General features: G+C 70.4%; 27 protein-coding genes. 10 read left to right on the forward strand and 17 right to left on the reverse strand.

Annotation, left to right across the window (positions count from 1 at the left end):
• Window positions 1-411: 411 nt before the first annotated feature.
• The gene (locus ACIRRY_RS22115; protein WP_403975254.1) at window positions 412-1,803 is read right to left on the reverse strand and encodes a macro domain-containing protein; all 1,392 of its coding nucleotides are present in this window, start codon (window positions 1,801-1,803) and stop codon (window positions 412-414) included.
• A 208-nt stretch (window positions 1,804-2,011) separates the two neighbouring features.
• Between ACIRRY_RS22115 and ACIRRY_RS22120 the strand changes: the two genes are divergently transcribed.
• The gene (locus tag ACIRRY_RS22120) at window positions 2,012-2,803 is read left to right on the forward strand and encodes a macro domain-containing protein (protein WP_403975257.1); all 792 of its coding nucleotides are present in this window, start codon (window positions 2,012-2,014) and stop codon (window positions 2,801-2,803) included.
• Between the two features lie 78 nt (window positions 2,804-2,881).
• Here the strand turns inward: ACIRRY_RS22120 and ACIRRY_RS22125 are convergent, their stop codons facing one another.
• The 4 genes from ACIRRY_RS22125 to ACIRRY_RS22140 all read right to left on the reverse strand — a co-directional run bounded on the left by ACIRRY_RS22125 (window position 2,882) and on the right by ACIRRY_RS22140 (window position 6,662).
• On the reverse strand, window positions 2,882-3,577 hold the full coding sequence (locus ACIRRY_RS22125) for a TIR domain-containing protein (protein ID WP_403975260.1): 696 nt from the start codon (window positions 3,575-3,577) through the stop codon (window positions 2,882-2,884).
• Entirely contained in the window at window positions 3,574-5,214 is a 1,641-nt protein-coding gene (locus ACIRRY_RS22130) for a hypothetical protein (RefSeq protein ID WP_403975262.1), read from the reverse strand. The genes ACIRRY_RS22125 and ACIRRY_RS22130 overlap by 4 nt, the downstream gene beginning before the upstream one ends.
• A 31-nt stretch (window positions 5,215-5,245) precedes the next feature.
• Complete coding sequence (locus ACIRRY_RS22135) at window positions 5,246-5,962, reverse strand: hypothetical protein (protein ID WP_403975264.1); 717 nt, start codon at window positions 5,960-5,962, stop codon at window positions 5,246-5,248.
• A 208-nt stretch (window positions 5,963-6,170) separates the two neighbouring features.
• Window positions 6,171-6,662 (reverse strand): GIY-YIG nuclease family protein, encoded by a 492-nt coding sequence (locus tag ACIRRY_RS22140; protein WP_403975266.1) that lies wholly within the window; start codon window positions 6,660-6,662, stop codon window positions 6,171-6,173.
• Window positions 6,663-7,344: 682 nt separating this feature from the next.
• On the opposite strand from ACIRRY_RS22140, the gene ACIRRY_RS22145 reads away from it, so the two are divergent.
• On the forward strand, window positions 7,345-7,872 hold the full coding sequence (locus ACIRRY_RS22145; protein WP_403975268.1) for a hypothetical protein: 528 nt from the start codon (window positions 7,345-7,347) through the stop codon (window positions 7,870-7,872).
• A 300-nt stretch (window positions 7,873-8,172) separates the two neighbouring features.
• Here the strand turns inward: ACIRRY_RS22145 and ACIRRY_RS22150 are convergent, their stop codons facing one another.
• A complete protein-coding gene (locus ACIRRY_RS22150) occupies window positions 8,173-8,934 on the reverse strand; it encodes a phosphoglyceromutase (protein WP_403975271.1) in 762 nt (253 codons plus the stop codon).
• Window positions 8,935-9,111: 177 nt separating this feature from the next.
• On the opposite strand from ACIRRY_RS22150, the gene ACIRRY_RS22155 reads away from it, so the two are divergent.
• Window positions 9,112-10,389 carry an MDR family MFS transporter gene (locus ACIRRY_RS22155; RefSeq protein WP_403975273.1) on the forward strand — a complete coding sequence of 426 codons (1,278 nt, stop codon included), beginning with the start codon at window positions 9,112-9,114 and terminating at the stop codon, window positions 10,387-10,389.
• A gap of 33 nt (window positions 10,390-10,422) precedes the next feature.
• Here ACIRRY_RS22155 and ACIRRY_RS22160 read toward each other — a convergent pair whose 3' ends face one another.
• Window positions 10,423-10,830 carry a hypothetical protein gene (locus ACIRRY_RS22160; protein ID WP_403975275.1) on the reverse strand — a complete coding sequence of 136 codons (408 nt, stop codon included), beginning with the start codon at window positions 10,828-10,830 and terminating at the stop codon, window positions 10,423-10,425.
• A 300-nt stretch (window positions 10,831-11,130) separates the two neighbouring features.
• Window positions 11,131-11,556: a DUF2000 family protein gene (locus ACIRRY_RS22165; protein WP_403975278.1), complete on the reverse strand. Its 426-nt coding sequence runs from the start codon at window positions 11,554-11,556 to the stop codon at window positions 11,131-11,133.
• Window positions 11,557-11,605: 49 nt separating this feature from the next.
• Between ACIRRY_RS22165 and ACIRRY_RS22170 the strand changes: the two genes are divergently transcribed.
• Window positions 11,606-12,445 carry an AraC family transcriptional regulator gene (locus ACIRRY_RS22170; protein ID WP_403975281.1) on the forward strand — a complete coding sequence of 280 codons (840 nt, stop codon included), beginning with the start codon at window positions 11,606-11,608 and terminating at the stop codon, window positions 12,443-12,445.
• A gap of 9 nt (window positions 12,446-12,454) precedes the next feature.
• Window positions 12,455-13,102: a class I SAM-dependent methyltransferase gene (locus ACIRRY_RS22175; protein WP_403975284.1), complete on the forward strand. Its 648-nt coding sequence runs from the start codon at window positions 12,455-12,457 to the stop codon at window positions 13,100-13,102.
• 1 nt (window position 13,103) lies between these two features.
• On the opposite strand, the gene ACIRRY_RS22180 is transcribed toward ACIRRY_RS22175, so the two are convergent.
• The 3 genes from ACIRRY_RS22180 to mshA all read right to left on the reverse strand — a co-directional run bounded on the left by ACIRRY_RS22180 (window position 13,104) and on the right by mshA (window position 16,719).
• Window positions 13,104-14,762: a glycosyl hydrolase family 28-related protein gene (locus ACIRRY_RS22180; RefSeq protein WP_403975287.1), complete on the reverse strand. Its 1,659-nt coding sequence runs from the start codon at window positions 14,760-14,762 to the stop codon at window positions 13,104-13,106.
• Window positions 14,763-14,879: 117 nt separating this feature from the next.
• Window positions 14,880-15,389: a YbjN domain-containing protein gene (locus tag ACIRRY_RS22185; protein WP_403975290.1), complete on the reverse strand. Its 510-nt coding sequence runs from the start codon at window positions 15,387-15,389 to the stop codon at window positions 14,880-14,882.
• Window positions 15,382-16,719 (reverse strand): D-inositol-3-phosphate glycosyltransferase, encoded by a 1,338-nt coding sequence (gene mshA, locus ACIRRY_RS22190; RefSeq protein ID WP_403975292.1) that lies wholly within the window; start codon window positions 16,717-16,719, stop codon window positions 15,382-15,384. Before mshA ends, ACIRRY_RS22185 begins: the two co-directional genes overlap by 8 nt.
• A 460-nt stretch (window positions 16,720-17,179) precedes the next feature.
• On the opposite strand from mshA, the gene ACIRRY_RS22195 reads away from it, so the two are divergent.
• The 4 genes from ACIRRY_RS22195 (at window position 17,180) to ACIRRY_RS22210 (ending at window position 22,545) form a co-directional block, all read left to right on the forward strand.
• Window positions 17,180-17,887: an LAETG motif-containing sortase-dependent surface protein gene (locus tag ACIRRY_RS22195; RefSeq protein ID WP_403975295.1), complete on the forward strand. Its 708-nt coding sequence runs from the start codon at window positions 17,180-17,182 to the stop codon at window positions 17,885-17,887.
• A gap of 799 nt (window positions 17,888-18,686) precedes the next feature.
• Window positions 18,687-19,499: a class I SAM-dependent methyltransferase gene (locus tag ACIRRY_RS22200; RefSeq protein WP_403975297.1), complete on the forward strand. Its 813-nt coding sequence runs from the start codon at window positions 18,687-18,689 to the stop codon at window positions 19,497-19,499.
• 225 nt (window positions 19,500-19,724) lie between these two features.
• Window positions 19,725-20,810 carry an NlpC/P60 family protein gene (locus ACIRRY_RS22205; protein WP_403975299.1) on the forward strand — a complete coding sequence of 362 codons (1,086 nt, stop codon included), beginning with the start codon at window positions 19,725-19,727 and terminating at the stop codon, window positions 20,808-20,810.
• A gap of 283 nt (window positions 20,811-21,093) precedes the next feature.
• A complete protein-coding gene (locus ACIRRY_RS22210) occupies window positions 21,094-22,545 on the forward strand; it encodes a SpoIIE family protein phosphatase (RefSeq protein ID WP_403975301.1) in 1,452 nt (483 codons plus the stop codon).
• Between the two features lie 46 nt (window positions 22,546-22,591).
• Here ACIRRY_RS22210 and ACIRRY_RS22215 read toward each other — a convergent pair whose 3' ends face one another.
• The 6 genes from ACIRRY_RS22215 to ACIRRY_RS22240 form a co-directional block, all read right to left on the reverse strand.
• Window positions 22,592-22,906, reverse strand: a complete 315-nt coding sequence (locus ACIRRY_RS22215) for a DUF2516 family protein (RefSeq protein ID WP_234478590.1) — start codon at window positions 22,904-22,906, stop codon at window positions 22,592-22,594.
• A gap of 140 nt (window positions 22,907-23,046) precedes the next feature.
• Window positions 23,047-23,730, reverse strand: coding sequence for a hypothetical protein (locus ACIRRY_RS22220; RefSeq protein WP_403975304.1), 684 nt, complete (start codon window positions 23,728-23,730; stop codon window positions 23,047-23,049).
• Between the two features lie 54 nt (window positions 23,731-23,784).
• A complete protein-coding gene (locus tag ACIRRY_RS22225) occupies window positions 23,785-24,261 on the reverse strand; it encodes a helix-turn-helix domain-containing protein (protein ID WP_403975306.1) in 477 nt (158 codons plus the stop codon).
• A gap of 123 nt (window positions 24,262-24,384) precedes the next feature.
• Window positions 24,385-24,729, reverse strand: a complete 345-nt coding sequence (locus ACIRRY_RS22230) for a hypothetical protein (protein WP_403975308.1) — start codon at window positions 24,727-24,729, stop codon at window positions 24,385-24,387.
• A gap of 34 nt (window positions 24,730-24,763) precedes the next feature.
• Window positions 24,764-25,357 (reverse strand): hypothetical protein, encoded by a 594-nt coding sequence (locus ACIRRY_RS22235; RefSeq protein WP_403975311.1) that lies wholly within the window; start codon window positions 25,355-25,357, stop codon window positions 24,764-24,766.
• Window positions 25,354-25,692, reverse strand: coding sequence for a hypothetical protein (locus tag ACIRRY_RS22240; protein WP_403975313.1), 339 nt, complete (start codon window positions 25,690-25,692; stop codon window positions 25,354-25,356). Before ACIRRY_RS22240 ends, ACIRRY_RS22235 begins: the two co-directional genes overlap by 4 nt.
• A 40-nt stretch (window positions 25,693-25,732) precedes the next feature.
• Between ACIRRY_RS22240 and ACIRRY_RS22245 the strand changes: the two genes are divergently transcribed.
• Window positions 25,733-26,002, forward strand: a complete 270-nt coding sequence (locus ACIRRY_RS22245) for a 2'-5' RNA ligase family protein (RefSeq protein ID WP_403975315.1) — start codon at window positions 25,733-25,735, stop codon at window positions 26,000-26,002.
• Window positions 26,003-26,053 lie beyond the last annotated feature (51 nt).

Raw genomic sequence — 26,053 nt, forward strand, 5'->3', positions numbered from 1 at the left:
GCTCGGGATCGGGATCGGGGTCTGGCACCGGCTCGGACTCTAGCTCTAGCTCTAGCTCTAGCTCGGAGCCTGGCACCAACGCGGGCACTGGCACCGGCTCGGGGTCCGGCTCTAGTTCGGACTCAGGCTCGGGGTCTGGGACTGGCTCAGGCTCGGGGTCCGGCACCGGCTCGGGATCGGGGTCCGGCTCAGGATCGGACTCAGGCTCGGACTCGGACTCGGACTCGGACTCTGGGTCTGGCTCTGGGTCTGGGTCTGGCTCTGACTCTGGGTCTGGCACCGGCGCGGACTCGGGCCCCGGCACTGGCTCGGACCCGCGATCAGGCACCGGCACCGGCACCAGCACGGACTCGGGGTCCGGCACTGGCTCGGGCTCGGGGTCGGCGGTCTCAACCCCCTTGCCCGCTCTGGTCATTCACCCCGGTCGGGCCCCGGCCCGGGTGCCGGCTCCAGGTCCGGTACCAGTTCGTGGAAACGTCGCTCGACCGGCGACAGGTCGGTGCTGGCCAGGTCCTCCGGGCGGACCACTACGCGCAGTTCGGGAGTGAGCGCGGGGTAGCGGCGGCACGCGGCGATGAACGAGTCGACGATCAGGCCCACGAGTTGGCTGCGGTCGAGGTCGGTCACCCGGGCGAGCCCGGAGCCGATGAGCGGGACGGCGACCGGTCTGAACAGGCCGTGCACGGCCACCGACGCCCAGAGGTTGTCCAGGCCGGCGCGAAGATCCTCGTCACCGGATCTGGCCACCAGGTCGTTGCCGAGCCGCGAATAGGCGACCGCGAAGATCCGCCGGCCGTCGACGGGCACGGCAATCGTCGTACCCACCGGATAACGCACCCGCCGACCACGCGGCTTGGCCCGCGCGCTCTCCGTGCCGACGGCCCGCACGGTACGCAGCCCCGCCTTCAACTTCTCGTCCAGCAGGCGGCGTCGGCCGCCGAAGAGCCGCTCGACCAGCTGACTCTGCACACTGTCACGGCTGATGACGATGTCCTGCTCGGTCTCCGTGTCGAAGGTGTCGGTGAAGCCGACCACCAGATTGCAGTCCGTCTGCTCGAACAAGTCACCGCGGACGAGGACGACATCGGCCCGCTGACCGGGCAACGGCACCCGGTGGCGCAGCAGTTCGGCACCGTGCCGGGCGCGCAGCGCTGCCCGCAGCGTGTCCAGGGTGCGCGCCGCGTCGAGGTCGTCGGGATGGTCACGGACGATCAGCTCCGCGACCGGCAGCGCGAGGTCCGAACGCCCCAAGTCGGCCTGGACACGGACCAGTTCACGGCGCGCGGAGTCCAGCAGGGCGGTGAGCCGACGGATGAACGGGTCGGCGAACGTCTCGCCGTTGACCTCGGCCAGCGGCCGGCCGCGGATCAGCCCCAGCGCCTCGGCGAGCTCATGCGCGGCGGTGGCGGGCGGGGCCAGCAGGGCGCTCCCGACGACCGCCGTGAACCGTGCGCTGTCCAGTTCCTCGGCCCGCAGCACCAGGCGATAGGCGGTCTCCGGACCGTGCACGGTGACCTGCTGCTCGGTGCGCAGCACCCGCGCGGCGGTACCGTCCTGACCGGGATCGAGCGCGCGCCGCAGTTCCAGGACGCGCTTCTGCACCTCGTTGCGATTGCGCTGGTCCAGATGACGCGGCCCGTCCGCCAACCCCCATACGTCACGCCGCAGTTGACGCACGGGAACGGCCTCGCCCTCGGCGGCCACCAGACGGACCAGCAGCCGGGTGGTCAGCGGCGTCAGCCTGACCGGGATCCCGTCGACGTCGAGCTGGACCGGCCCCAGCACTTTGACCTGAATACGCACTCGTCCATCGGCCACCCGCGTCGCCCCCGCCGCGCCCCTGTATCACCCTGTGTCACCGAGAAGTGACAAGAAGATTATCATGAGGCCTTGGAGAAACCGTGTGGCCCAACTACGCGTACCTCTACGCTTTTTGAGGCTCTACGGCACCGGCCGCGCCCGAAGGGTTTTCGCCCGCAACACGATGGTGGCGTTCGGCGGAATATCGGCGGTGCTTCAGTTCGTCGGGCAATTCTTCCCCCGGAGCTTTCCCGATCCCGGCACGGTCACGGTGGTGTCGGTGGTGGCGTGCGTGGTGTGGGGGCTGGTCCAGGCGCGGCCGGTGCCGAGGGTGGAGCAGGTGTTCCGGCGGCCCGATCTGACGGTGGTGGTCGAGGCGGGCGACCTGTTCGACCAGCCGGCGCACCTCGTCGTCGGGTTCTGCGACACCTTCGACACCGCGTCGGCGGACGGCGAGGTCATCAACGCGGCCAGCGTGCAAGGGCAGTTGCTGCTCCGACGGTACGACGATGACGTACGGCGCCTTGACGCGGAACTGGTCGCGGCGCTCGCCGGGATCACACCGGTCGGCCGGGAGGACCGGGACCGCAAGCCGCTCGGTAAACTGGACCGGTATCCGGTCGGCACGGTGGCCGTCCTGGGCGCCCGGCCGCGGCTGGTGTTCGCGGTCGCGTACAGCCGTATCGGCAACGACTGTGTGGCCGCGTCCAGTGTCGAGGAGCTCTGGCTCGGCCTCGGCCGGCTGTGGGACGCCCTGCACCGGCACGCCCAACTGGAGCGGGTGGCCATGCCGTTGGTCGGTTCGGGGCTGTCCCGGCTCGATCACCTCGACCAGGACAGCCTGCTGCGGCTGATCCTGATGTCCTTCGTCGCCCGGTCCCGGGAGGGCGCGGTCTGCCGGGAGTTGCGGGTGGTGGTGCGGCCCGCCGATCTGGAGCGGATCGATATGCGGGAGGTGGCGGCGTTCTTGAGGGTTCTCGCGTCGGGACTGGACCACGTATGAGAAAGCGAGAAAAGGAAGGAGGGCGGACGCCAGGCGTCCGCCCTCCTTCCTCTCAAGTTCCGTCAATTTCCCTCAGGTTCAGGCGAGTCGACGGTATGCGGAGAGGTTCTGGAAGTACCGGGCGTCACGCCATTCCGGCCGGCTGTCGTCGAGTTGGCAGCCGGCCAGTTTCAGCCGCGCGGCGATCTTCGCGAGGGAGTCCTCCGTGCCGTCGAACCGGATGACGTTGATGCCCGCGGTGTCGGCGACATGCCGCAGTCGGCCGACCTCGACGATGACGGTTCGCTCCGGGTAGGCCATCAGCACCATGCCCAGCTCGATCAGCACGTTCTGCCGCGGCTGGCCGGTGAGTTGGGTCTCGTCGTCCCGTTCGCGGTTGCCGAGCAGATGCGGGTGGAGCTTGGCGACGTCGTCCGGGGTGAGCAGGACCAGGGCGGCCTGCGCCTGCGCCGGTGCGTTCATGACCACCTCGCCGAGGAAGGGCGAGGGCTTGCCGGTGGCCCGCACCAACTCCTCCCACTCCAGGGGCCGTAGGTCGAGCCGGCGCAGCAGCCCGAACATCGCCTGCCGCACCTCTTCGTCCCGGCCGTGCACGACGAAGACACTGCGGCCGCGGTCGCGGCCAACGGGCGGCGCCTGCCCGGAGGTCTGGTCGGAGGTCTGCGGTTCGGCGGCCGAAGTCGCGGGCGCCGCATGGTAGTTGTAGCCGAAGCCCTTGTTCTTCCCGCCGACGATGACCTGGTTGTTGTCTCCGAACGTATGGCTCTCGCTCATGACGAATCCCCGCCTCCGCTGCCGGACGAATCGGCGCCCGACTCCTGGTAGTTGTAACCGAAGTTCTCGTTGTGCCCGCCGAAGATCGCCTGGGAGTTGTCCCCGACAAGGATGTTGGTCTGCGCGCGGTCGTGGTCGGCGAGATCCACGTCGTGCTCCTCCAGGAACTGACGGATGGCGTGCAGCAGTCGGCGCTCGACGATCTGCGAGTACTTCAGGGCGTCGGTCTTCTGGAAGAAGTGGTGGTAGGTGTCGCTGGTGGCCATCTCCCGGACGCTCGTCAGCGCGCCGCAGTCCACCGCCTCGTTCGCGTAGCGGGCGAGCCGGAACTCGCTGGTGTCGACCGTCGCGCTCGCCGCGGTGAACTCGATGGTGGACCGCCCGCCCCGCCAGAGCCGCACCAGCCGGCGCACCGGCCTCGGCAGGAACCGCTCGGGGAACAGCCGCAGCGGCCACACCCGCAGCGGCCACAGTGGCAGCGTCACGCACCAGCGCGGCACGGCCTTGACCATGCCCCACGCGACCCGCACCGCCAATCGGCGGTCGAACGAGTCCGGCAGTTGGTCGACGAGGTGGAACTCCCCTACCAGCGGCCCGAGTACATAGGTGTAGAACTCGGTGTGCAGGGTGTCGCCCTTGAGGTCGAACCCCACGAAGATCGAGGTCACCAGCTCCTCGTTCCAGGATCCGACGCGCACGCACAGATACTCGCGGGCCGCGTCGTAGTCCTCCCGCCAGTGGATGCCCGGCAGATCGTCCATGCCGGGCAACTTGGACCAACCGGCGCCCAGCGAACGGTCCTTGGTGCGGATCGCCGTCGTGTAGCGGCGCTGCTCGACGGTCAGCCCCTCGATCCGTTCGTCCCGGCGGGCCTCGTCGCGCAGTTCCGCGTCCATCCGGGCGGCGACGTACGAGGTGATGCCGTGGACGGTGAACGGCAGGACGGGCTTGCGCTCCACCTTGTCCAGGTCGGCCCCGGATCCTGACCCGTTGACGTCGAAGTCCCTGCGCGCGGCGAGGCGGTTCTTGGGCGCGCCGAGCAGCAGTTGGGCGTTCGCCCAGTCGCGCAGGGGCAGACCGGCGCCGACGAAGGGCCGGAAACCGCCGTAGAAGACAAGGCCGTCGTGGCTGCCCTGCTCGGCGTCGATCTTGCCGATCAGGGCGTCGGTGAGCTTGGCGCCGGCAGGGTAGGCGCCGTCGAAGCCGCCGGCGGGGCCGGTCTCCTTCAGGCGGGTCATCAGGATGTGCAGGGTGACGATCCGACGCAGGTAGGCCGCGCCCCACAGCACCCAGAACAGGAGCTGCGCGCCGACGAAGGGCCCCAGCGCGCCGTTGCTCAACAGAATCAGCAGCAGGACCGCCGAGCCGCCCCCGACTCCCCATTGGATACGGCGCAGTCGGCGCGCGGCGAGGGCGTGGGCGAGGACCGACACGGCGTCGTAGCCGTACGACGGCGCGACAACTCTGAAGCGTTTCTTGAGCAGTTCGCGGATGACGTCCTTGCGGTAGCCGGGGTCGAGGTAAGTGCCCGCCGACAGCAGGCGGGTGGCCTTGGTCCGCGCGTACACGCGGGTGACCTGCGGGGGTGCTCCGGGCGGAGGACCGGGCGGATAGCGGTGCGGTGCCTGTGTGCTCACGATGGTTCAGCGCTCCACTCGTGCGGGTCGGTCAGCCGATCGGGGTTGCCGTGCCGTGGGTGATCACACCGTCGAGCACGGTGTAGGCGGCGTTGTACGAGTGCGAAGTGCCGTCCGTCTGAAGGGCGTTGAGCACCAGTGTCACGACGCTCCCCCGCACGGACACCTGGCTGATGGTGTCGCGCGCGGTGGTGGCGTAGCCCGCGACGAACGCGTCGTAGTCGGGATCGCCCAGGTTCTTGCCACCCATGGCCCAAGCCGTCGAGTAGTCATGGTTGTTGATCGCGGCGAAGTAGGCGGCGACGGCGGCTTCCGGCTCCGCGGCGGTTGAGGTGGCGGTGCCTGTCGGGGTCGCCTGGTCCGTCGGGGTGACGTCGTCGGTCGAGGTCAGGGCGGTAGTGGTGACCGGGTCGGGCGTGGTGACCGGGTCGGAGGCGCCGTAGGGGCTCGCCGCGACGGATCCCGTGTACGTGTACGACGCCGTCGGCGGGTTCCACGGCTGCGCCTGCGCGCTTCCTCCCCCGCCTCCACCCCCGGTCGAGAACGAACCGTCGACCAGCCCCAGGAGCAGGACGAGCAGCAGGGGCACCCCGATGACGGCGAGCCCCCAGGTACGGGCGGTTCCGGGGGGCGGTATCAGCCCGCCGGCACGGTAGGAGACCGGCGGGTTCGGCACGGCGGGGGTGAACGGCGGTGGTCCGAGGTCCTTCATGGGGTTGTTCACAGGGTCGTTCATGGGGTCGTTCATGAGGCGCTCCAACGGTCGCGACAGTGCGCCGACTTCACACACCTGTCGCACAGAGGCTGATGGACACCTCGCATGGCACCGCCGGGGCCGCTTCCGTCGCCAGAGCCGATCCGCTTCCGATTCACTTCCGGGGCGGGGTGAGGTGGGGCGGCGTGCCCCCTGCCGGCCAGGAAATTGTGGGCGGCAGGGGGCTGGCCCAACTGACGGCCTACGAACTGACGGGCAACTCGCGGGCTCGCAGGCGCGCTTGGGCCCGCAGCCCCTTCAACTGACCGTGGAAGGCATTGTGGCTGTTCTGGTCGAGGTTCAGCGGGAGGTCGAGTCGGGAGATGAGCTGTGACTCCAAGGTCCACGGTTCGTTCTGCTCGACCCAGCACACTCGCGCGTTGTCCGCCATCCACTGACTCAGCGCGGCTTCGCCAACCTTGCCGAAGGTCATCCGCTTACCGCTGCCCACACGGATCAGCTCAAGTCCGAGCAGGGTTCCGAGGGTGAGCCGCAAGGTCGAGACGGCCGCATTGCCTCGGTAGTGATAGCGCACCCGCTTACGCAGGTTCTGCGTGCTGGTCCGGTTCGCCATGTACCGCGGGGCTATGCCGACGTAGAGCAGGCGTCCGGCGTCCAGGTCCGGGTGGGGCGACTGCTCGAAGTGCCACCCGTAGACCCCCGCCACCGCCGGGACGGGGCTCGGACGCGCCAAGACCTCCCGCGCCGACCACAACCGGACCGGACTTACGAGAGCGGCTGCTTCCACGAAGCCTCCAGATTGTCAGTCGCGGTGCTTGTCTGCCGTACTGCTTTTGGGGTGCGCCAGGCGGTCAGGCGCGGCGTTGTCACGCAGTCGGACACTCACGAGGAATCCGGCAGGGGCATGGCTCCGGGCCGATCCGGCATCTGCGGTGCGGCTGCCGCCCTGAGCGCCCGGCGAACCGCGCGCCGGCCATGCTCCCGCTCCAGGCCGCTCTCCTCGATTGTCCTCCGAAGTACAGCCTCACTCGCTTCAATCGCCTGTTGCAGTCTGGCTCCCTCTGCGTCGGCGTCAGGGCTCCAGTCACCAACCGGTCCGTACGCACGAACATGCTCGACCACCCTCAACCGAGCTGAGTACACGCCGAGTTGGAGAGCGACCAAGGTTTGCGGAAGCTCAATTCCGACCATGCGGGGAGGGTAGATGTCAAAGCATCGGCTTGGGAAGCTGCGGGTCCAGGAGGGGCGCCCCGAGCCTGACGTCCATGGACGATCCCACGCACCAAGTGGTCGTCGTTGGTTGTCATTGGGCATTGTCGAGCGACCTCGGACGGCCTAGGGATGGCCCGACCCGCTTGCCTCGGCTTGGATCCATGTCCCGGCGGACCCAGAGATCGCCCTGGCAGGATGCCGTCATGGGGAACACGTGTGCGTGGCCGGTGCTGCGGACCACTGACCTGGCGGAGGCGTGGAGGCTTGCGGAGAGGTTGCTGTCGGTCGCGTCCTGGTACAGGCCGGACGGCTGCTATCTGGAGGCCTGGGCGCTTGATGACGACGTGCTCAGGCGCCTGACAGCCGATCTACCTGGGGCGACGGTGGAGATGTACGGGCAGGGGCGAGCCACCCTGCCCGCGACCGCGAGCCTGGGTGTATCGGCGTTTGCGCAGGCAGCTGAGGCACTGAAGGCCTGGGCGGAGATCACCAGGTGTTACGTCCTGTGGCATGACATGAAATGGCCGGCCGTGGCCGAGCTTGGGCTGGCTGAGGAGTACAAGTACGCCGAGTTGCAGGTTGCGTGCAACAGTCACGACATCCACTGCGAGGAGTGGGCGGCCGAGCACACCGTCTTCATCCATGCGCGGCCCGGACACGAGGCGCGTGCCGCCTGGCTGGCGGCGCGAGTCGGCGCTCGAATCGTCGGGCCCTCCGAGGAGGGGTGGTAGCTCATCACCCGACGCCGGCCCGTCAACCACCTTGCCGGGGCTGGAAGTTGTGCGAGCGGCAGGAAGAGCACCGGCCGGACTGTCCATACCCTCGAGCCGCCTTGATGCCCTGGTGAAAATCAGCGCCTGGCCCTTGATCGGCTGCGCGGTCGCGGCGCTCCCCATCTGGATCGGCCCTCCACAGAGGGCCGCCGCGTAGGCCAACCCAGGCCTGACAGCCCGGCCCAGACACGGCCGCGCCCCACCAAAAAAGCCCCGCCCCGCGAAGAACTCGCAGGACGGGGTCTCACCGGTCTCGCCTTACTTCTTCTTGCCCTGGTTCTTGACCGCCTCGATCGCAGCCGCGGCCGCATCAGGGTCGAGATACGTCCCCCCGGCCTTCACCGGCTTGAAGGACGCGTCCAGTTCGTACGCCAGCGGGATCCCCGTCGGGATGTTCAGCCCCGCGATGTCCGCGTCGGAGACGCCGTCGAGGTGCTTGACGAGGGCGCGGAGGCTGTTGCCGTGGGCCGCGACCAGGACCGTGCGGCCCGCGAGGAGGTCGGGGACGATGCCGTCGTACCAGTACGGGAGCATGCGGACGACGACGTCCTTCAGGCACTCCGTGCGGGGGCGCAGCTCCGGCGGGATGGAGGAGTAGCGCGGGTCCGCGGACTGCGAGAACTCCGAGTCGTCGGACAGGGGCGGCGGCGGGGTGTCGTAGGAACGGCGCCAGAGCATGAACTGCTCCTCGCCGAACTCCGCGAGGGTCTGGGCCTTGTCCTTGCCCTGGAGGGCACCGTAGTGGCGCTCGTTCAGGCGCCAGCTGCGGTGGACCGGGATCCAGTGGCGGTCCGCGGATTCGAGGGCGAGCTGCGCCGTGCGGATCGCTCGCTTCTGGAGGGACGTGTGAACGACGTCGGGGAGGAGGTCGGCGTCCTTCAGGAGCTCGCCACCGCGGACTGCCTCCTTCTCGCCCTTCTCGTTCAGGTTGACGTCCACCCAGCCGGTGAACAGGTTCTTCGCGTTCCACTCGCTCTCGCCGTGGCGGAGGAGGATCAGCTTGTACGGTGCGTCGGCCATGCCTCAGAGCGTAATCCACGCATTCGGGCCACGGTCGGGTGCCCGCCTCCCGGCCCGACAGTTGACGGCTTCTGTTAATTGAGTGGTCCGCCGCACCTCCCCCTTCGTAAGTTGTGAGCGGCGCATGGGCCACTTACATGCCGAGCACATACCCGTCCGACCGTGGGGGATCCATCCATGTCACTCGCCGCCCTGAGACGCGCCGCCCGGGAAACCGTCTCCGGTCTGCCCCGCGAGTTCTGGTGGCTGTGGACCAGCACCCTCGTCAACCGGCTCGGCGCGTTCGTCTCGACCTTCATGGCGCTGTATCTGACCCTCGACCGCGGCTACTCCGCCACCTACGCCGGCCTGGTCGCCTCTCTGTACGGGCTCGGCGGGGTCGTCTCGTCGATCGGCTCGGGTGTCATGACCGACCGGATCGGCCGCCGCCCCACCCTCCTCATCGCGCAGTCGTCGACCGCCGCGTCCGTGGCGCTGCTCGGTTTCATGCACGATCCGCTCGCCATCGCCGGCGTCGCGTTCCTCGTCGGCGCGGCGAGCAACGCCTCCCGCCCGGCGGTGCAGGCGATGATGGCCGACATCGTGCGGCCCGAGGACCGGGTCCGCGCGTTCTCCCTCAACTACTGGGCCATCAACCTCGGTTTCGCCATCTCCTCCATGGCCGCCGGCTTCATCGCCGAGGTCAGCTACCGCGCCGGGTTCCTGCTGGAGGCCGGGATGACGGCGGTCTGCGCGGTCGTCGTGTTCCTACGGCTGCCCGAGTCCCGGCCGAGCGTCGTGACCGACGCCGACGGCAAGCGGCCCGCCGACGCGGTCGGCCTGCGGACCGTCCTGCGCGACGGGCGGTTCATGAGTGTCGTAGGCCTGTCCTTCCTCGTCGCCCTCGTCTTCCAGCAGGGCTCGGTCGGACTGCCGGTCGCGATGGGCGAGGCCGGCTTCACCCCCGCCGACTACGGCACCGCGATCGCCGTCAACGGCTTCCTCATCGTCGCCCTCCAGATCCCGGTCACCCGACTCATCGAACACCGCGACGCCAAGCGCCTGTTGGTCGTCTCGTCCCTCCTCGCGGGCTACGGCTTCGGGCTCACCGCGTTCGCCGGCTCGGTCGGTGTCTTCGCGCTCACGGTGTGCGTGTGGACCCTCGGCGAGATGATCAACGCCCCGACCCAGACGGGCCTCGTGGTCCGGCTCTCCCCGGTCCAGGGACGCGGCCGCTACCAGGGCATGTACACCCTCTCCTGGGCGGTCGCCGCGCTCGTCGCCCCGCTCATGTCCGGTTTCGTCATCGACCGGTTCGGCGCGGAGTGGCTGTGGGGGATGTGCGCGGTCGTGGGGACGGTGGCGGCGGTGGGCTACGGCGCCCTGATGCGACGCCTTCCGGCCACCGAACCGGCAACAGAACCCGCAGGAGTCGAAACGCCGGTGAAGACCAAGCCCGAGGTCACCGCGGCCTGACACCCGGGCCGCGGTGACCCCCCGCTCAGCGCATCAGCACACCACAGTGATCGAGAACGGCCGGTCGCTGTCCACCGCCGCGTTGCCGCCCGAGGACGGCGTCGCCGTACGGATGAAGAGCGTGTTCCCGTTCACCTGGCCGACGAGGATGGACGAGGACCCCGGACCGGGGTCGCTCCCGCCGTTGGTGTTGATGGTCCCGAGGAGGGCGCAGCCGTTGAGGCTGTGGGTCGTGGTGATGTTGTAGCGGCCGATGCCGAACTTGTTGATGCCGCGGATGCCCTGCCCGCCCAGGATGTGCCCGCTCGCGGAGACCTTGGCCCAGTCGGCGGTGGCCGCCGCGCGGTGGACCTGGTCCGGTTGGGCCGATGCCGCGACCGTGCCCCCGATGGCGAGTGCCGTCACCACGGCCCCCAGGGCCAGCTTCGTGGATCGGTTCATGGTTCTCTCCCTGCCGAAGAATGGATCGGTGCAGGTGGCCCACCCCGGGTAAGGGCTCACCGGGGAGGACTCTCCTCCCTCCCGGGGCGCGCGCAGAAGGCCTCACGGCGACGGCCACTCGAAATGGTCACGCCGTCCCACGTGCGCGCGTTCGCCCGCACGGACCCTTCCGCCCACCGCCCGCTGACGAGTACGCATCACCGGCCCCCGACACGGGCAGTGATCACCGAATCCCCCACGCGCCCGTCACCACCACCGTCACCACCAGCGCCACCGTCACCACACCACCCCCACCACCCCTCACGGATGCATCCGCGCCCCCTTGATCACCTTGTCCACCCCGTTCCGCGGCCCGAACACCGCAAGCCCCACCACATCCAGATCAGCCGTGGCGACGGCCCGCACCGCCGCCCGGTTGTCCCGGTCGTTGCCGGTGGCGAACAGGTCGGACGTGAAGACCGCGCGCGGCAGGGCGCGGGAGAGAACTCGCGCGTGGGCCGCCACCAGGACCTCCTTCGTCGCTTCGAAGACCAGCACCGGCTGCCGGAACATCGGCAGATACGCCACCCCGTCCGCGTCCTCGTACGGCTCCCCGATCACCTCTGGGACCTGCGTACCCAGGCCGCTGACCAGGAAGGACGTGACGTTCAGCCGCTGCCAGGGCTCAAGGTCGTCCCGCAGCAGGACGGCGATCTTGGTGTCGAAGCGCACCGGTTCACTGTTCATACGTCGAGACTGGCGACCGCCCCGCGCCCCCGTCTTGTACGTTCTTTGCGTGGCCCCGCAGCAGGGCCCGGGCCAACACGGTCCAGGCCGCCCCCAGCAGGAGGTATCCGCCTGGCGGCCCCGCATCCCCGGTGTCGTCGAGGTCTTCCACGCCCACTTCACCGAGTACGCGTACCCGATGCACGTGCACGACGCGTGGACGCTGCTGATCGTGGACGACGGAGCCGTACGGTACGACCTCGACCGGCACGAGCACGGCACCCCGCACGACACGGTCACACTGCTCCCCCCGCACGTGCCGCACAACGGCTCCCCCGCCACCCCGCACGGCTTCCGCAAGCGCGTCCTCTATCTCGACGACACGCACCTCCCGGACGGCCTCATCGGTTCCGCGGTCGACCGGCCGGACCTCCGCGACCCCGAACTCCGGCTGCGCGTAGGCCAGTTGCACACCGCGCTCGGCCACCCCGGTGACGAGCTGGAGGCCGAGAGCCGGCTGACCCTCATCGCCGAACGACTGCACGCCCACCTACGGCCGTCCGCCCCCACCCCCGCCGAGGACCCCGTCCTCGCCCGCGCCCTCCGCGAACTCCTCGACGAACGCGTCACGGAGGGCATCGCCCTCGACGAGGCCGCCCGGCTCGTGCACGCCCATCCCGCCCATCTGGTACGGGCGTTCAGCGGGGCGTACGGCATCGCGCCGCACCAGTACCTGATGTCCCGCCGCGTCGACCGCGCCCGCCGGCTCCTCCTCGACGGCCGACCGCCGGGCGAGGTGGCGACGGTGACCGGGTTCTACGACCAGTCCCATCTCACCCGCCATTTCCGGAAGTTGGTGGGCGTCACACCGGGGCGTTATTCACGCGACAGAGATCGACTCCGTGGCTAGGTTCCCCGCATGGACTGGCACGAGTGGCACGACTGCTACGACTCCCCCGATTCCTACCTCAGTCGGCGCCTGGCCCTGATCCAGGAACGCCTCCGGCTCGCCCTCGACACCGCCCCGCCGGGCCCCCTCACCGCGATCAGCCTCTGCGCCGGGCAGGGCCGTGACCTGATCGGCGTGCTGGCCGACCATCCGCGCGGGGCCGAAGTCCGCGCCCGGCTGGTCGAGTTGGACGAACGGAACGTCGCCGACGCGACGCGATCCGCACGGGCGGCCCACCTCCCCGGTGTCGAAGTCGTCGCCGGGGACGCCTCGTTGACGGACCAGTACGCCGACCTCGCCCCCGCCGACCTGGTCCTCGCCTGCGGCGTCCTCGGCAACATCACCGACGCCGACGTGGAACGCCTCCTCGACCACTGCGCCGCGTTGTGCCGGACGGGCGGCACGCTCGTATGGACCCGCAGCCGCGACATGGCCACCGACCTCGTCCCGCAGGTCTGCGCCTGGCTGGAGGAACGCGGCTTCGAGCGACTGTGGGTCTCCGAACCCTCGATCCCCCAGGCCGTCGGCGCCCACCGCTTCACCGGCCGGCAACGCCAACTGCCGCCCGGCACCCGCATGTTCGACTTCATCGGCTACGACGTCCTCCGGCGCACCTGAGTCACAGGTCCCGCCGCGCCTCGTACCGCTCCCGCTGCGCCTCGTACAGGTTCCGCGGCCGTACGACCTCCGTCGTGCCGTAGAGCTCCAGGCGGGAGTGCAGGTCGCCGGTGAAGTCGGGGACGTCAATCTGGTCGAACTCGGTGACCGTGTTCAGGCCCACCGTGGCGCTGTACGGCGCCAGTTGGTCGATCTTCATCAGGCCGGCGCGGCCGTTGGTGACACGGATGTTCCAGTGGGTGAAGCGGGCGCCGAACAGCGGGCCGGCGTTCGCGTCGCCGCCGTGGCGGCCGTTGTTGTTGACCGTGATGTCGGTGCGGACGTTGGCGAAGGGCAGGCCGCGGTGGCTGTCGAAGGTGCCCATGCGCATGTCGCCGCGCGACCAGACGTTGTACGAGGACAGTCCCTCGACGTTGATGCCGTGGAGCTGGGTGTTGGACGGGGCCGGGACCGTGCGTTCCTCGATCGTGAAGTCCTCGATGAGGTTGTCGTGCGAGCCCTCGCGGCAGAAGTAGGGGTGGTGGGAGCCCCGGCCCGACACGGTCGTACCGCGCAGGGTGCATGCCGAGGCGGCCACCAGGCCGAAGCCGTTGTCGACATGACGGACCGTCACATCGTCCACCCGGCAGTCGTAGGCGCACTGGAGGACGACCCCGTTGTAGCCCTTGTCGAGGAGGTGCGGCTGTTGTGGGGTCTCCACCGCCTCCAGGGTGAGGCCTTCGACGCCGGAGCCCGTCAACTCCTCCACGTGGGTGGTGAATTGGGGGCTCCACTCGGGGCGGAGGTCGAGGGGCAGCGGGCGCTCCAGCGTGACCTTCCGGCAGTGGACGTGTGCGATGCGGACGGGCCATTCGTAGGGGACGTACGACAGGAGCTTCGTCTTGTCGTCCCAGTAGTACGCCTCGGGGCCGGGGCCGCCGCCCGCCATGTGCTGGAGGAGGGTGTGGCCGGTGTCGTCGGCGAGGCGGAGCAACACCAGGGTGCCGGGCCTGAGTTGGGAGGCGTCCGCCACCCGCACCGTCCACGCGCCCTGCCGCGCCGGCTCGATCGGTGTCAACTGCCGCCATTCGTCACGCCTGTTGCCGGTCCAGCCCTCGAAGGGCCAGGCCTTCGCCCGGATCGCGGCGACCAGTGAGTCCCAACGGGCCGTCGGGGCAAGCCAGATGAGGCCGCCCGCCCAGGACCAGGACGACTTGTCGCCGCCGTAGCGGGAGCCGTAGACGCCGATGAGTTCGGTCAGATTCCGCGTCGCGTAGAGCTTCGTACGGTCGCTGCCCGCGCCCCTGAGCAGCACGTTCGAGTGGCCGACGCGGATCACGTCGTCGATGCGGAAGGTGCCGGGCGGAAGGTGGACCGTGCCACCGCCGGCCCGACCGGCAGCGGCGATGGCACGGTTGATCGCGGGGGCGGAGTCGGTCGTGCCGTCCGCCACGGCGCCGTAACTGCGGACGTCGAGGACCCGGGAGGGGCGGGGGTGGCGTCGCGCGCCCGCGCCGCCGATGTACGGGATCTGCGGGTGGGTGTACGGGGTGCGGGTGAACTCCCGCCAGAGGGACGGGACTTGGCCGTGCGATCCGGGGGGCGGCAGGGGGACCGCCAGAGCCAGCGCGCTTCCGAGCAGGGTTCGTCTGCTGAGGCTGGTGAAACGGGTGCGGCTCATGTACGTCCTCCCACGCGGCTCTTCATGGATGTGAACGACGTTCAGAAATGTGCTGGCGGTGAGCATGCCACGAAGCCCCTTTGGTGGGGAAGAGGTCGGGAAGGGATCAGCAGAGGATCAGTCGGTCGGCCGCTGGGTCAGATGGGTGAACGCGTCCAGATTCCGCGTCGACTCCCCGCGCGCCACCCGCCAGGCGTACTCCTTGCGGATCGCGGAGGAGAAACCCAGCTCCAGCAGGGTGTTGAAGCTGCCGTCGGCGGCCTCCAGGACCTGGCCGAGGAGACGGTCGATCTCGGCCTCGGTGACGGCGGACAGCGGGAGGCGGCCGGTGACGTACACGTCACCGAGCTGATCGACGGCGTAACTCACGCCGTACAGCTTGAGGTTGCGCTCCAGGAGCCAGCGGTGGACGCCGGTCTCGTTCTCGTCGGGGTGGCGGATGACGAAGGCGTTGAGGGAGAGGGAGTGGCGGCCGACGCGGAGGGAGAGGGTCGTCGACAGCTTGCGGGTGCCGGGGAGTTGCACGACGAACGAGCCGAACTCCGGGCTCTCCCAGTCGAGTTCGGCGCCCTTGAGGAAACCCCCGATGACCTGCGCCGCCCGGTCCTGGTCCGCTGTCTCAGCCATGGTGCGAGCGTACGTGACGCCGGTGGGCCTGCGCGGCGGCCGCGTAGACGTCCGCCGTCGCGGCGGCCGCGGTGTCCCAGCCGAAGCACTGGGCGTGCCGGGCGGCGGCCTCGCCCATGCGGGGCGCGAGGTGGGGGTCGTCGGCGAGTTCCTCCAGCACGCGCGCGTACGCGGCGGGGTCGTGACCCTGGACGAGGAAGCCGGTCTCGCCGTCGCGCACCGCGACCGGGAGGCCGCCGACCGAGGCCGCGAGCACCGGCGTACCGGCCGCCTGCGCCTCTATGGCGACCAGTCCGAAGGACTCGCTGTACGACGGCATGACCAGCACGGACGCGGCCCGGAACCAGTCCGCGAGCTGCTCCTGTCCGACTGGCGGCCGGAACCGTACGACGTCCGCGATGCCCAGCCGGGCGGCCAGCTTCTGCAGGCCCTCGGGTTTGGCGAGGCCGCTGCCGCTGGGGCCGCCGACTACCGGGACGACGATGTTCGAGCGCAGTTCGGGCCGCTCGTCGAGGAGCACGGCGACCGCGCGCAGCAGCACGTCCGGGGCCTTCAGCGGCTGGATGCGGCCGGCGAAGAGCGGGATCAGGGCGTCCTGGGGCAGCCCGAGGCGGGCCCGGGCCGCCGCTCGGCCGTCCGCCGGGCGGAAGCGTTCGAGGTTCACGCCCGGGTGCACCACGGCGACCTTGGAGGGGTCGGCCGCGTAGTGCCGTACGAGTTCGTCGGCCTCCTCCGCCGTGTTGGCGATGAGGCGGTCGGCGGCGGCGACGATCTGGGTCTCGCCGATGACGCGGGCGGCCGGTTCGGGGGTGTCGCCGTCGGCCAGGCTGGCGTTCTTGACCTTGGCCATCGTGTGCATCGCGTGCACGAGGGGGACGCCCCAGCGCTGGGCGGCGAGCCAGCCGACGTGGCCGGAGAGCCAGTAGTGCGAGTGGACGAGGTCGTAGTAGCCGGGGCGGTGGCCGGCCCATGCCTGCATCACTCCGTGCGTGAACGCGCAGAGCTGGGCGGGGAGTTCCTCCTTGGCGAGGCCTTCGTACGGGCCCGCGTCGACGTGGCGGACGAGGACGCCGGGGGCCAGTTCGACGGTCGAGGGGAGGACGGCGGTGGTCGCGCGGGTGAAGATCTCGACCTCGATGTTGATCGCGGCGAGGCGCTGCGCGAGCTCCACGATGTAGACGTTCATGCCGCCGGCGTCGCCCGTGCCGGGCTGGTGCAGGGGTGAGGTGTGCACGGAGAGCATGGCGACACGGCGGGGCTTGCGGTGCAGTCGCAGCCGGGCGGACGTGGCCGGGGAACGCCGGCCGAGCCTGCTGCCGTACTGGCTCACGTGGCGTTCCTCCTCGCTGCGGGCATGGCTGAGGGAGGGCGTGGGGTTCCCTCCAAGGGGGTGCAACGCCAGGGGGCCGGATTCTCATTCCTGCGCATGGGGAATTTGCCGAGGCATTACCCATCGTCGCTCAACCGTTCGAGCTGCTGGTGCGTGGCCGGTTGGTGTACCGGGCAGGTCGTCGGGGGTCGCGGGGCGGGCGTCCGTGCGGACGGTCGCATGATCGGTCGGGGGAGGGGTCGCGGGAGGGGGCGCGGGAGGGGTGCGGGAGGGGTGCGGGACAGGCGGGCCATGTGCATGACCATCGTTTGACCGCTCGCGGAGCTGTCGCCGACCACCCCTTCACCACCTCTTGACCTGCGGCGATACAACCTTTGACAGCGAGGTCACAGGGCTTGTAGACGTGTTGGGCGCTCGGACTCTACGACGTGGTCCCGGGCCCTTCGACCTAAGGACAAGCGTGTCCCTCTCCCCTCGTGCCGCCAGGGCGGCCCGTGTCATAGGCACCTCGACCGCCGCGGCCGCGCTCTCCCTCGCCGCCGCCCACACCGCGCTCGCCTGCACCATCGGCGACTTCACCGCGGTCCCCCTCTGCGACGCCCAGGGCAACGGCGTCATCCGCGTCACGGACAAGGACGCGAGCGGTACGCCGGCCACAGTCAGCCTGTACCTGCAGTTGAGCATGCCCGGGGGCGAGCGGCTGCTCGACACCGAGACCATCGAGCACCCCACCGCGGACGGCGTCAGCGTCGACCTCGATCCACACGGTTGGGCCCCCGGCCAGACCTTCCGGGTCCACGTCAAAGCGGGCGACCAGGTCGACGACGACATCACGCCGATGGTCGTCGTCCCGGACGTGACATGCGACGCCTCCGCCTCCGCCTCGGCGTCCGCCTCCGCCTCCACGTCTGCGTCTGCGTCTGCGTCTGCGTCCGCACAGCCCTCGAAGTCGTCGGAGCCGTCCTCCAGCCCCTCCTCCGCGGAGAGCAGCAGCCCCGTGCCCGCGGTGAGCAGCGCCCCGTCACCCGCGGGCGGCGGCACCCACCTCGCCGAGACGGGCGCCGGCAACGGGACCACGGCGTTCGCGGGCACCGCGGCCGCCCTGGTTGCGGCGGGTGGCGGCATCGTCGTCGCGCTGCGCCGCAGGGCGGCTCGCAACTCCGGCTGACCTGGCGGGCGGCGGGGCGGGAGCCCCCTCCTCTGCGTGCACGGAACTCGCTCGTACACGGAGGCCTCCTCGCGTGCACCGGCCGGAAACTCTGCTCGGGCCCGGCCGGAAGCCTCACTCCGGGTTCGCCGGAACCTCCGCGTCAGCCCTGCTGGTGCAACCGGCGGTGGGGCGGCGCAGGGCTCGGTCCGCGCGTCGACACCGCGCCCGTCATGACGAAGCACGGATGCCGTCGTGGCGGGGCAGGCACCAGCGAGGTCCGGCCCGGCTCAAGGTTCAAGGTTCAAGGCGGCGACACGGAAACCGTTCGTGGCAGCACACACGCGGCACCGGGCGGCATCGGCACGGTGGCGGCCGTGGCCCGGTGCACCCCGCGCCACGGCCGCCACCGGCACCGCGACCGGTCCCCCAGCCCCGTGCCGAGCCGTGGCCACGCATGGGCAGCGCCGCATACCTCGCCACCGTGCCCCGTCCCCGCACACCTCGACACCGCGAGCCGCTCTCGTACCCCCGACTCATCCCGGCAACGCCCAGACACGACCACACTCCTGGGCACCGCAATCCGCCCCCCGCACCCCGGCCCGTCCGGGCAACGCCCAGACACGACCACACTCCTGGGCACCGCAATCCGCCCCCCGCGCCCCGGCCCGTCCGCGCAACGCCCAGACACCACCGAACGCCTCACCACCCCACCCCATCCCCCGCACCCCGGCCCGCCCCGGCAACACACAGACACCACCGAACGCCTCACCACCCCACCCCATCCCCCGCACCTCCGCCCCCGCCTACCCTCATACCTATGACAGCCCGCGCCTCCACCCGCCCCGAAGGCACGGTGACCCGCGGCACCACCAACCCCAACCGGCTGCGTCGCATGGATCGCTGGATCGCGGCGACGCACGGTGCCGAGCTGCGGCGGGCCGGTGAGGCCGTCGCCGTCGACCTCGGGTACGGGGCCGCCCCCTGGACGGCCGTAGAGCTGCTTGCGCGCCTCCGTACCGTCGCGCCGCACGCGCGCGTGGTCGGTGTCGAGATCGAGCCCGCGCGGGTCGCGGCGGCGAAACCGTACGAGCGGGAGGGGCTCGTGTTCCGGCACGGCGGGTTCGAGATCCCGGTGTCGCGGCGGCCGTCGCTGATCCGCGCGGCGAACGTCCTGCGGCAGTACGACGAGGAGCGGGTCGCCGAGGTCTGGGCGCGGCTGTGCGGACGGCTCGCGCCGGCGGGCGGGGGCTCCCGGGGCGGACTGCTGGTCGAGGGGACCTGCGACGAGATCGGGCGACGGCACGTCTGGGTCGCGCTCGGGCCGGAGGGGCCGCGCACGGTCACCTTCGCGGCCCGGCTCGGTTCACTGGAGCGGCCGTCCGATCTAGCCGAACGCCTCCCGAAGGCCCTCATCCACCGCAACGTTCCCGGCGAACCGGTGCACGCCTTCCTCCGCGACTTCGACCGCGCCTGGGCCGCCGCCGCGCCCTACGCCTCCTACGGCGCCCGCCAGCGCTGGATGCGCGCGGTGCGGGACCTCACCGCCGACTGGCCGGTGACGGACGGGCCGGTGCGCTGGCGGCAGGGCGAAGTGACCGTGGAGTGGCGGGCGTTGGCCCCACGGGGGTGAATCCCGGCGCGCGGGTGATCTGCGGGGAACGATCTCCGGCGGCCGTTCGTCACAACGGGCGGGGAGATCGCCATGACAGGTCGTGCCACGTCATGACCTGGAAGGAAAGGGTAGAAGTACGGGAAGTACAGCCTCTGTCGTTTTCTGTGCGGACATGGCACGATCCCCCAGGCGTCCGTAAGTTACTGACGGTCAATCAGAAACGGCAGATGTGGGGGCAGGGGTATGGGAGCGGGCAGGCGAGCCCTGATCACGACGGCCATCGCGGTCGTCTGCGCGGTCACCGTCCTCGGCGCACCCGGCACCGCGTTCGCGAGTCCCACGCCTTCGGCGACCCCGACCGCGACTCCGACCGCGACCCCGACTCCCGTGACCAACAAGGACCTTGAGGCCGTACGCGCGAAGCTCGACGCGCTCTACCACGACGCCGCCGTCGCCACGGACGCCTACAACGCGGCCGAGGAGAAGTCCCAGAAGCAGTCCGCCGAGATCGTCGAGCTGGCCAAGAAGATCGTCAAGGGCCAGGAGAAACTGGACGAGTTGAAGGACCGCGCAGGTGCCGCGGCCCGCTCCCAGTACCGCACGGGCGGCCTCCCGGACGAGGCGCAGCTGATACTGAGCGACAACCCGCAGGCGTTCCTGGACGGCGCCGGCCGGGTGCTCCAGGGCCAGCGCGCCACCAAGGGCCTGATCTCGGAACTGACCCGCACCCAGCAGGACTTGAAGCAGTACACCGCCGACGCCTCCGCCCAGTGGCAGCAGTTGGAGAAGAACCGACTGGCCAAGGCCACCGCGAAGAAGAAGGTCACGACCCAGATCGCGGCGGCCGAGAAGCTCGAGTCCCAGCTGGAGAAGCAGGAGAAGCAGCGGCTGGCCAAGCTGGAGCAGCAGGCCGCGCTGAAGGCGCAGACCGCCTGGCTCGACACCGGCGCGATCAAGGACGCCACCGGGAAGGCGTCCGCCGCGGGCAAGGCGGCCGTGGCCTACGCGACGGCCCAGCTCGGCAAGCCGTACGAGTGGGGCGCCGAGGGCCCGTCGTCGTACGACTGCTCGGGGCTGACCTCACAGGCCTGGGCGAGCGCCGGCGACCCGATCCCGCGCACCTCGCAGGAGCAGTGGCGGCAACTGCCGCACGTCGCCGTCAAGGACATGCGCCCCGGCGACCTGATCATCTACTTCGACGACGCCAGCCATGTCGCCATGTACATCGGCGACGGCGCGATCATCCACGCCCCGCGGCCGGGGCGGACGGTGACGGTCGCGGGAGCGGGTTCGATGAAGATATTGGGCGTTGTGCGCCCGGATGCATGACTTGTCCGGTCGGCAGGTGAGGTTTCGGCGGGTAACCCGGGTCACGTGACCTGGCCCACGCCCCATCCGCCCCAAACCCCCGCCCGGCGTGACCTTCGTCATCCCGCCCCCGGCGCCCTGTTGCCCAACTGCGGTACAGGACACGGCATATGACTGTGGCCGCCTGCCAGGCGACCTGCCTCACACCATTCCTTTACGGCGCCCACTACCGCTATGGTCCCCGTCGGTGGGTCGAGGTCCCTCGCCCCACCGTGCCCTCGGGGGGAGGGAAGGAACCAGGACGATGCCCGCACCCATACCGCGGCAGAGAGCGATCCCGGCCGCGGAAAGTGGTCAGGCGCAGACGCCGGCACAGGCCGCACCCGTCGCACCTACGGCACCCGTAATCGGCGGTCCCTCCGCAGACATGCCCGCGGACAGCCCGGAGGCCGTCTCCGGAGCCACCGAGGCCCCACGCACGCAGGGCACGGCCGACGAGGCCGACGACGACGTCACGGTCACCGGCGGCAGCACGGCCGAGGCCACGCACCGCCCCGCCCACGGCACCCCGGCGGCCGGTCACCTCACCCTGCTGATGATCGAGGACGACCCGGGCGGGTCCCCCGTCGTACCCGAGCTGCTCGACCCCACCGGCAAACCGATCCGGGTCCGCACCGCCCGCAACCTCACCGAGGCCGAGCGGCTGCTCACCGACGACGTCCACTGCATCCTGCTCGACCTCGCGCTGCCCGCCCCCGGCCGCGCCGCCGACGGCACCGACGACGAGCTCGCCGTACTCAGACACGTCCTGCGGATCGCGCCCCACCACGCCGTCCTCGCCCTCACCGCGTCCGGCGACACCGAGCGCGGCGCCGAGGCGGTCCGGGTCGGCGCCCAGGACTATCTCTTCCGCGACGAGCTGGACGGCCGGCTACTCAGCCGCGCGATCCGCTACGCGGTGGAGCGGAAACGTTCCGACCGCGCGGAGCGCAAGCTCACCGAGTCCAAGCTGCGCGCCCAGGAGAACGCCCGCCTCGAACGCGGCCTCCTGCCCACCCCCCTCCTGGAGGGCTCGCAGCTCCACTTCGCCGCCCGCTACCGCCCCGGCCGCTCCCGCGCACTGCTCGGCGGCGACTTCTACGACACCGTGCGCACCCCCGACGGCACCGTGCACGCGATGATCGGCGACGTCTGCGGCCACGGCCCCGACGAGGCCGCGCTCGGCGTGGAACTCCGCATCGCCTGGCGGGCGTTGACCCTGGCGGGCCTGTGCGGCGACCAACTCCTCGGCACACTGCAACAGGTCCTGGAGCACGAGCGCGCCGACGACGAGATCTTCGCGACGCTCTGCACGGTCGACATCGCCCCCGACGGCCGCCGCGCGGGCCTCTGCCTGGCCGGCCACCCGTCCCCGCTGCTCGCCCGCCCCGGCCGCCCGGCCGAACTTCTCCCCTACGACAACAACGGCCCCGCTCTCGGCCTGCTCCCCGGCGCCCGCTGGCCGCGGATGCAGGTGGAACTGGGCGCGGAGTGGAGCCTGATGCTCTACACGGACGGCCTGATCGAGGGCCACGTCGGCAAGGGCCGCCGTGAACGGCTCGGCCAGGACGGCATGGTGGCCATGGTCCGCCGCCAACTGGCCGAGGGCCTGCGGGGCGAGGAACTGCTCCGGGCGGCGGTGAACGAGGTCCGCGACCTCAACGGCGGCGAGCTGACGGACGACGTGGCGGTGGTCATGCTGGACCGCACGCCGTAGCCCGGGCTTCCCGGCCGTAGGGCCGGGTGTTGGTTCAGCGGGTGTTTCAGCGGCCGCCGTTGTACGGGCCGTAGGGGCCGTCGCTGCTGGAGCCGCCGGAGCGGCGGCCGCCGCCGCCCGAGACCTGCTTCACGGCGGGCCGGACGTCCACGATGTAGACGATGCTCGCGACCGCGCCGGCGATGGGGAGCATCGCCAGGACCGAGAACAGGTAGCTCACCACGAGGGTGATGCCGAGGATGATCAGCCAGAAGACCTTGTTCTGCTTGCCCGCGGCGCGGAAGGCGTCCTCGCGCCGGAACGCGGCGTCGGCCAGCCCGAAGGCGGCCAGGCCCATGAGGAGAATCTTCAGGAGCCCCATGAACCCCGCGAAGCCCAACACCAGAATGCTGCTCACAGCCCGCTCCTTCCCGACGTCTACGCCGCCACCGTACCCGTAGAACGGGCCGGGCATCCCGAAGGTGCCCGGCCCGTATCCGTATGCGTATCCGTGCCCGCGTGCTACTTGGCGGGCGGAGTCGTCTTCTTCGCGGTGGTCTTGCGGGCCGCCGGAGCCTTCTTCGCAACGGGCTTGGGGGCGGGCTTCTTGACCGGGGCGGCCGGGGCCGGAGCGGGCTCGGCAACCTTCACGACGACGGGCTCGGCGACCGGCGTGGGGTCGGGCTCGACCGCGACGGCCAGCTCCTCGATCTCGTCGGCGGCCTCGCCGCGCCAGGTCTTCACGGCCTGCTCGCCGTGCTCGGCGACCTTCTCGTAGGTCTCGCGGGCCTTGACGGCGTACTCGGCGGCGACGCCGACACCGCGCAGCGCGAAGTCCTGGGCGGACTCGCCGAACTTCTTCAGGTCGGCGTCGAACGTGCTGCCGAGCTTCTTGAGGTCGCCGTCGAGGGACGCGATGAAGTCGTTGACCTTGGTCTGGAAGGTCTCCTGCGCCTCCTTCGCCCTGGCGCCTGCCTCCTTCGCCTTGGCACCGGCCTCCTTGGCACGGGCGGCGGCCTTCTCCTGCACGGCCTTCGGGTCGGTGCCGCGCACGGCGTCGATCCGGGCCGGCGCCTCGGCACGCAACTGCTCGACCAGGCCGGGGACCTTCTTGGCCTGCTGGAGCGCGAGGTCGGCGGTGCCGGCGGCGAAGTAGAGGGGGGTGGGGTCGCTCAGGGTCTTGCGCAGGTCATCGGTGATGGCCATGGTGATGGTCCTCCCGGTCGCTATCAGTTGAGGGTTTGTCGTGCACGTCCGCGGTCATCCGGCCGTCTTGTGCTGCCCGGCGCTCTCGTCGCCGTCGCCCTGACCGGCCGTCCGCTCCCGCGGTCCGGCGTCGCTGCCGTCCGTCGTGCCTGGGGTGCTCTCCTCGTCCCCGTCGGCGATCTCGAACCCGTTCTCCTTGCGGAAGGACTCGTAGATCTGAAGCAGCACCTGCTTCTGCCGTTCGGTGAGCGTGGGATCGGCGAGTATGACGGCACGCGTCTCGACCTCGTCCCGGTCCCGCTCCGCGTCAAGGATGCCGGCTCGCACATACAGCGTCTCGGCGGAGATCCGCAGCGCCTTGGCGACCTGCTGCAACACCTCCGCGCTCGGCTTGCGCAGCCCGCGCTCGATCTGACTCAGATACGGATTCGACACCCCGGCGGCATCGGCGAGCTGCCGCAGAGACAGCTGCGCGTTGCGCCGCTGCTCACGGAGATATTCGCCTAGATTGCCGACGTTGAGCGTTGCCATGCCTCCACCTTGCACCACCCGCGCTAACTATTGCAAGCACCTGCTTGCAAAAGTGTGCCATGCCACTTGTGGTGACGGCGAGTGTGTCTGAGCACGAGGGTTGTCACTTGAGCAGGACAACTGTCACCGCTCAGCTCGGCGGACTCCCGTGCAGGCGAGGACTGCGTCGGCGTCGTCGGCGAGGAAGAGCATGAAGGCCCACGTCCGGTCCGGTGAGAAGATGCAGCCGATCCTGACCTGAGCGGCTTCGAGCCCTGTGAGGATGTCGACGGTGGACGGCAAGGCGAGAGTCTCAGTGCCTCGCTTCCTCGCCCGTCGGAGGCGTGCCCCGTAGATGCCGGCAAGCTCCTGACCGGGAACGCGGCCGTCCCATACGACGAAGTCGCCTCCGTCGAGAAGCGCCGCTCTGGCGGGTTCGCAGGCCGTGGTCTGGTCGCCCAGCATCTCGGCGAGTTCCGCCCGGTCCATCTGTCGTCCTCTCTCGTGCGGTGCCGATGTCCGCTCAGTCGTCGAAGCGGAACTCAGGTCGGGTCCAGAGGGTGAGGTCACTGCTGGTGGCGACCGCCAGGGTCAGGCCGGAGGGAGAGAACCCGGCTGCGCGGAGTTCCGAGTACTCGGAGTGGAAGATGTGCCACCACGTCCCTCCCGCCGGGCCTTTGTGGGACCCGCCGTCGGCAGAGAGGACGACGCGGTCGTGGGGCCACTCGGGGCTGACGATGTCCAGGGTCCAGCCGTCTGGTGTAGTGCTGTGAAGGCCGCCGCCGAAGAGACCGGCGATGCGCACCGGGGCGCCCGCGATCGGGCCGAGCCCGGGGCAGGCGAGGTCCGGGTGGGCGTCGGGAGTGCTCGTTTCGAGGTAAGGGTCCCTGTCGCGGGCGATCTTCTCGCCGGTGACCGCGTCGAAGAGTCCGTGGCCGTCGCTGGACACGACCATGACGAGGTCGTGGCCGCTGTCGGGATGAACGGCGAATCCGATACCGAGAAGGCCCCCGATGGGCGTTCTGCGGTCCAGCACCGGCTGCCACGGCTCCGGGGTCGGCAGGACGGGGGCGGCGAGGTAGCGCTCGCGCAGCTTCTGCTGGTACTCCGTGATCAACTCGTCTCCTCGGTGCGATTCGCGTCGAGGGTCTCTCGCGCAGCGACCCAAGTCGACTCGAATTCCCGGCGGGTGATCTCGGCAGCGCCGTCCGCTTCTCGCCAGCCGTGCAGGGTGCCTTCCGCGAGGACGCCGTACTGCCGCTCGTAGGAGGCCATGGCTGCGAGGTCGCCGTGGTCGCGGATCTCGATGACCTCCGCCAGCAAGGCTGCGGTCACGGGCCGGCGCTGAAGTCCTTGCAGGTCGACGTGCCGTAGCGCCCATTCCTCGTCGTCGAGCTCGAAGTACGACCAGATGTCGCTCTCGCCGTCGTAGGCGCGGATCCACAACGTCACGACCCTGTACTCCCGAAGCTGCGGGCGATTCCCGGGGATCGTGTATCTCGTCCCGGAACCGGACCTCCCGTTCCGCCGGCTCACCCAGGCGATCGTAGACCGGTGGCCGCAAGCCCCGCCGTTCGGCGGGCGGTTCGACGAGGTCGTCCCGCATCTGACCATCGCCCAGGGGCAGGACGACGCCGTACTGAAGGAGGCCGAGGCGGATCTTCGCGGCCGGCTTCCCGTCACCGGCCGTGTGTCGTCGGTCGATCTGATGGTCCACGACGGGAAAGGGTGGCAGCAGCGGGCGTCGTTCGCGCTCCGATGAAGGAGCGCGTTGCTGAAAAACCATGCGAGATGGGAGTGCGATTCCCTCGGT

It is taken from the genome of Streptomyces sp. NPDC101776 (assembly GCF_044766845.1).
Taxonomy (GTDB): Bacteria; Actinomycetota; Actinomycetes; order Streptomycetales; family Streptomycetaceae; genus Streptomyces.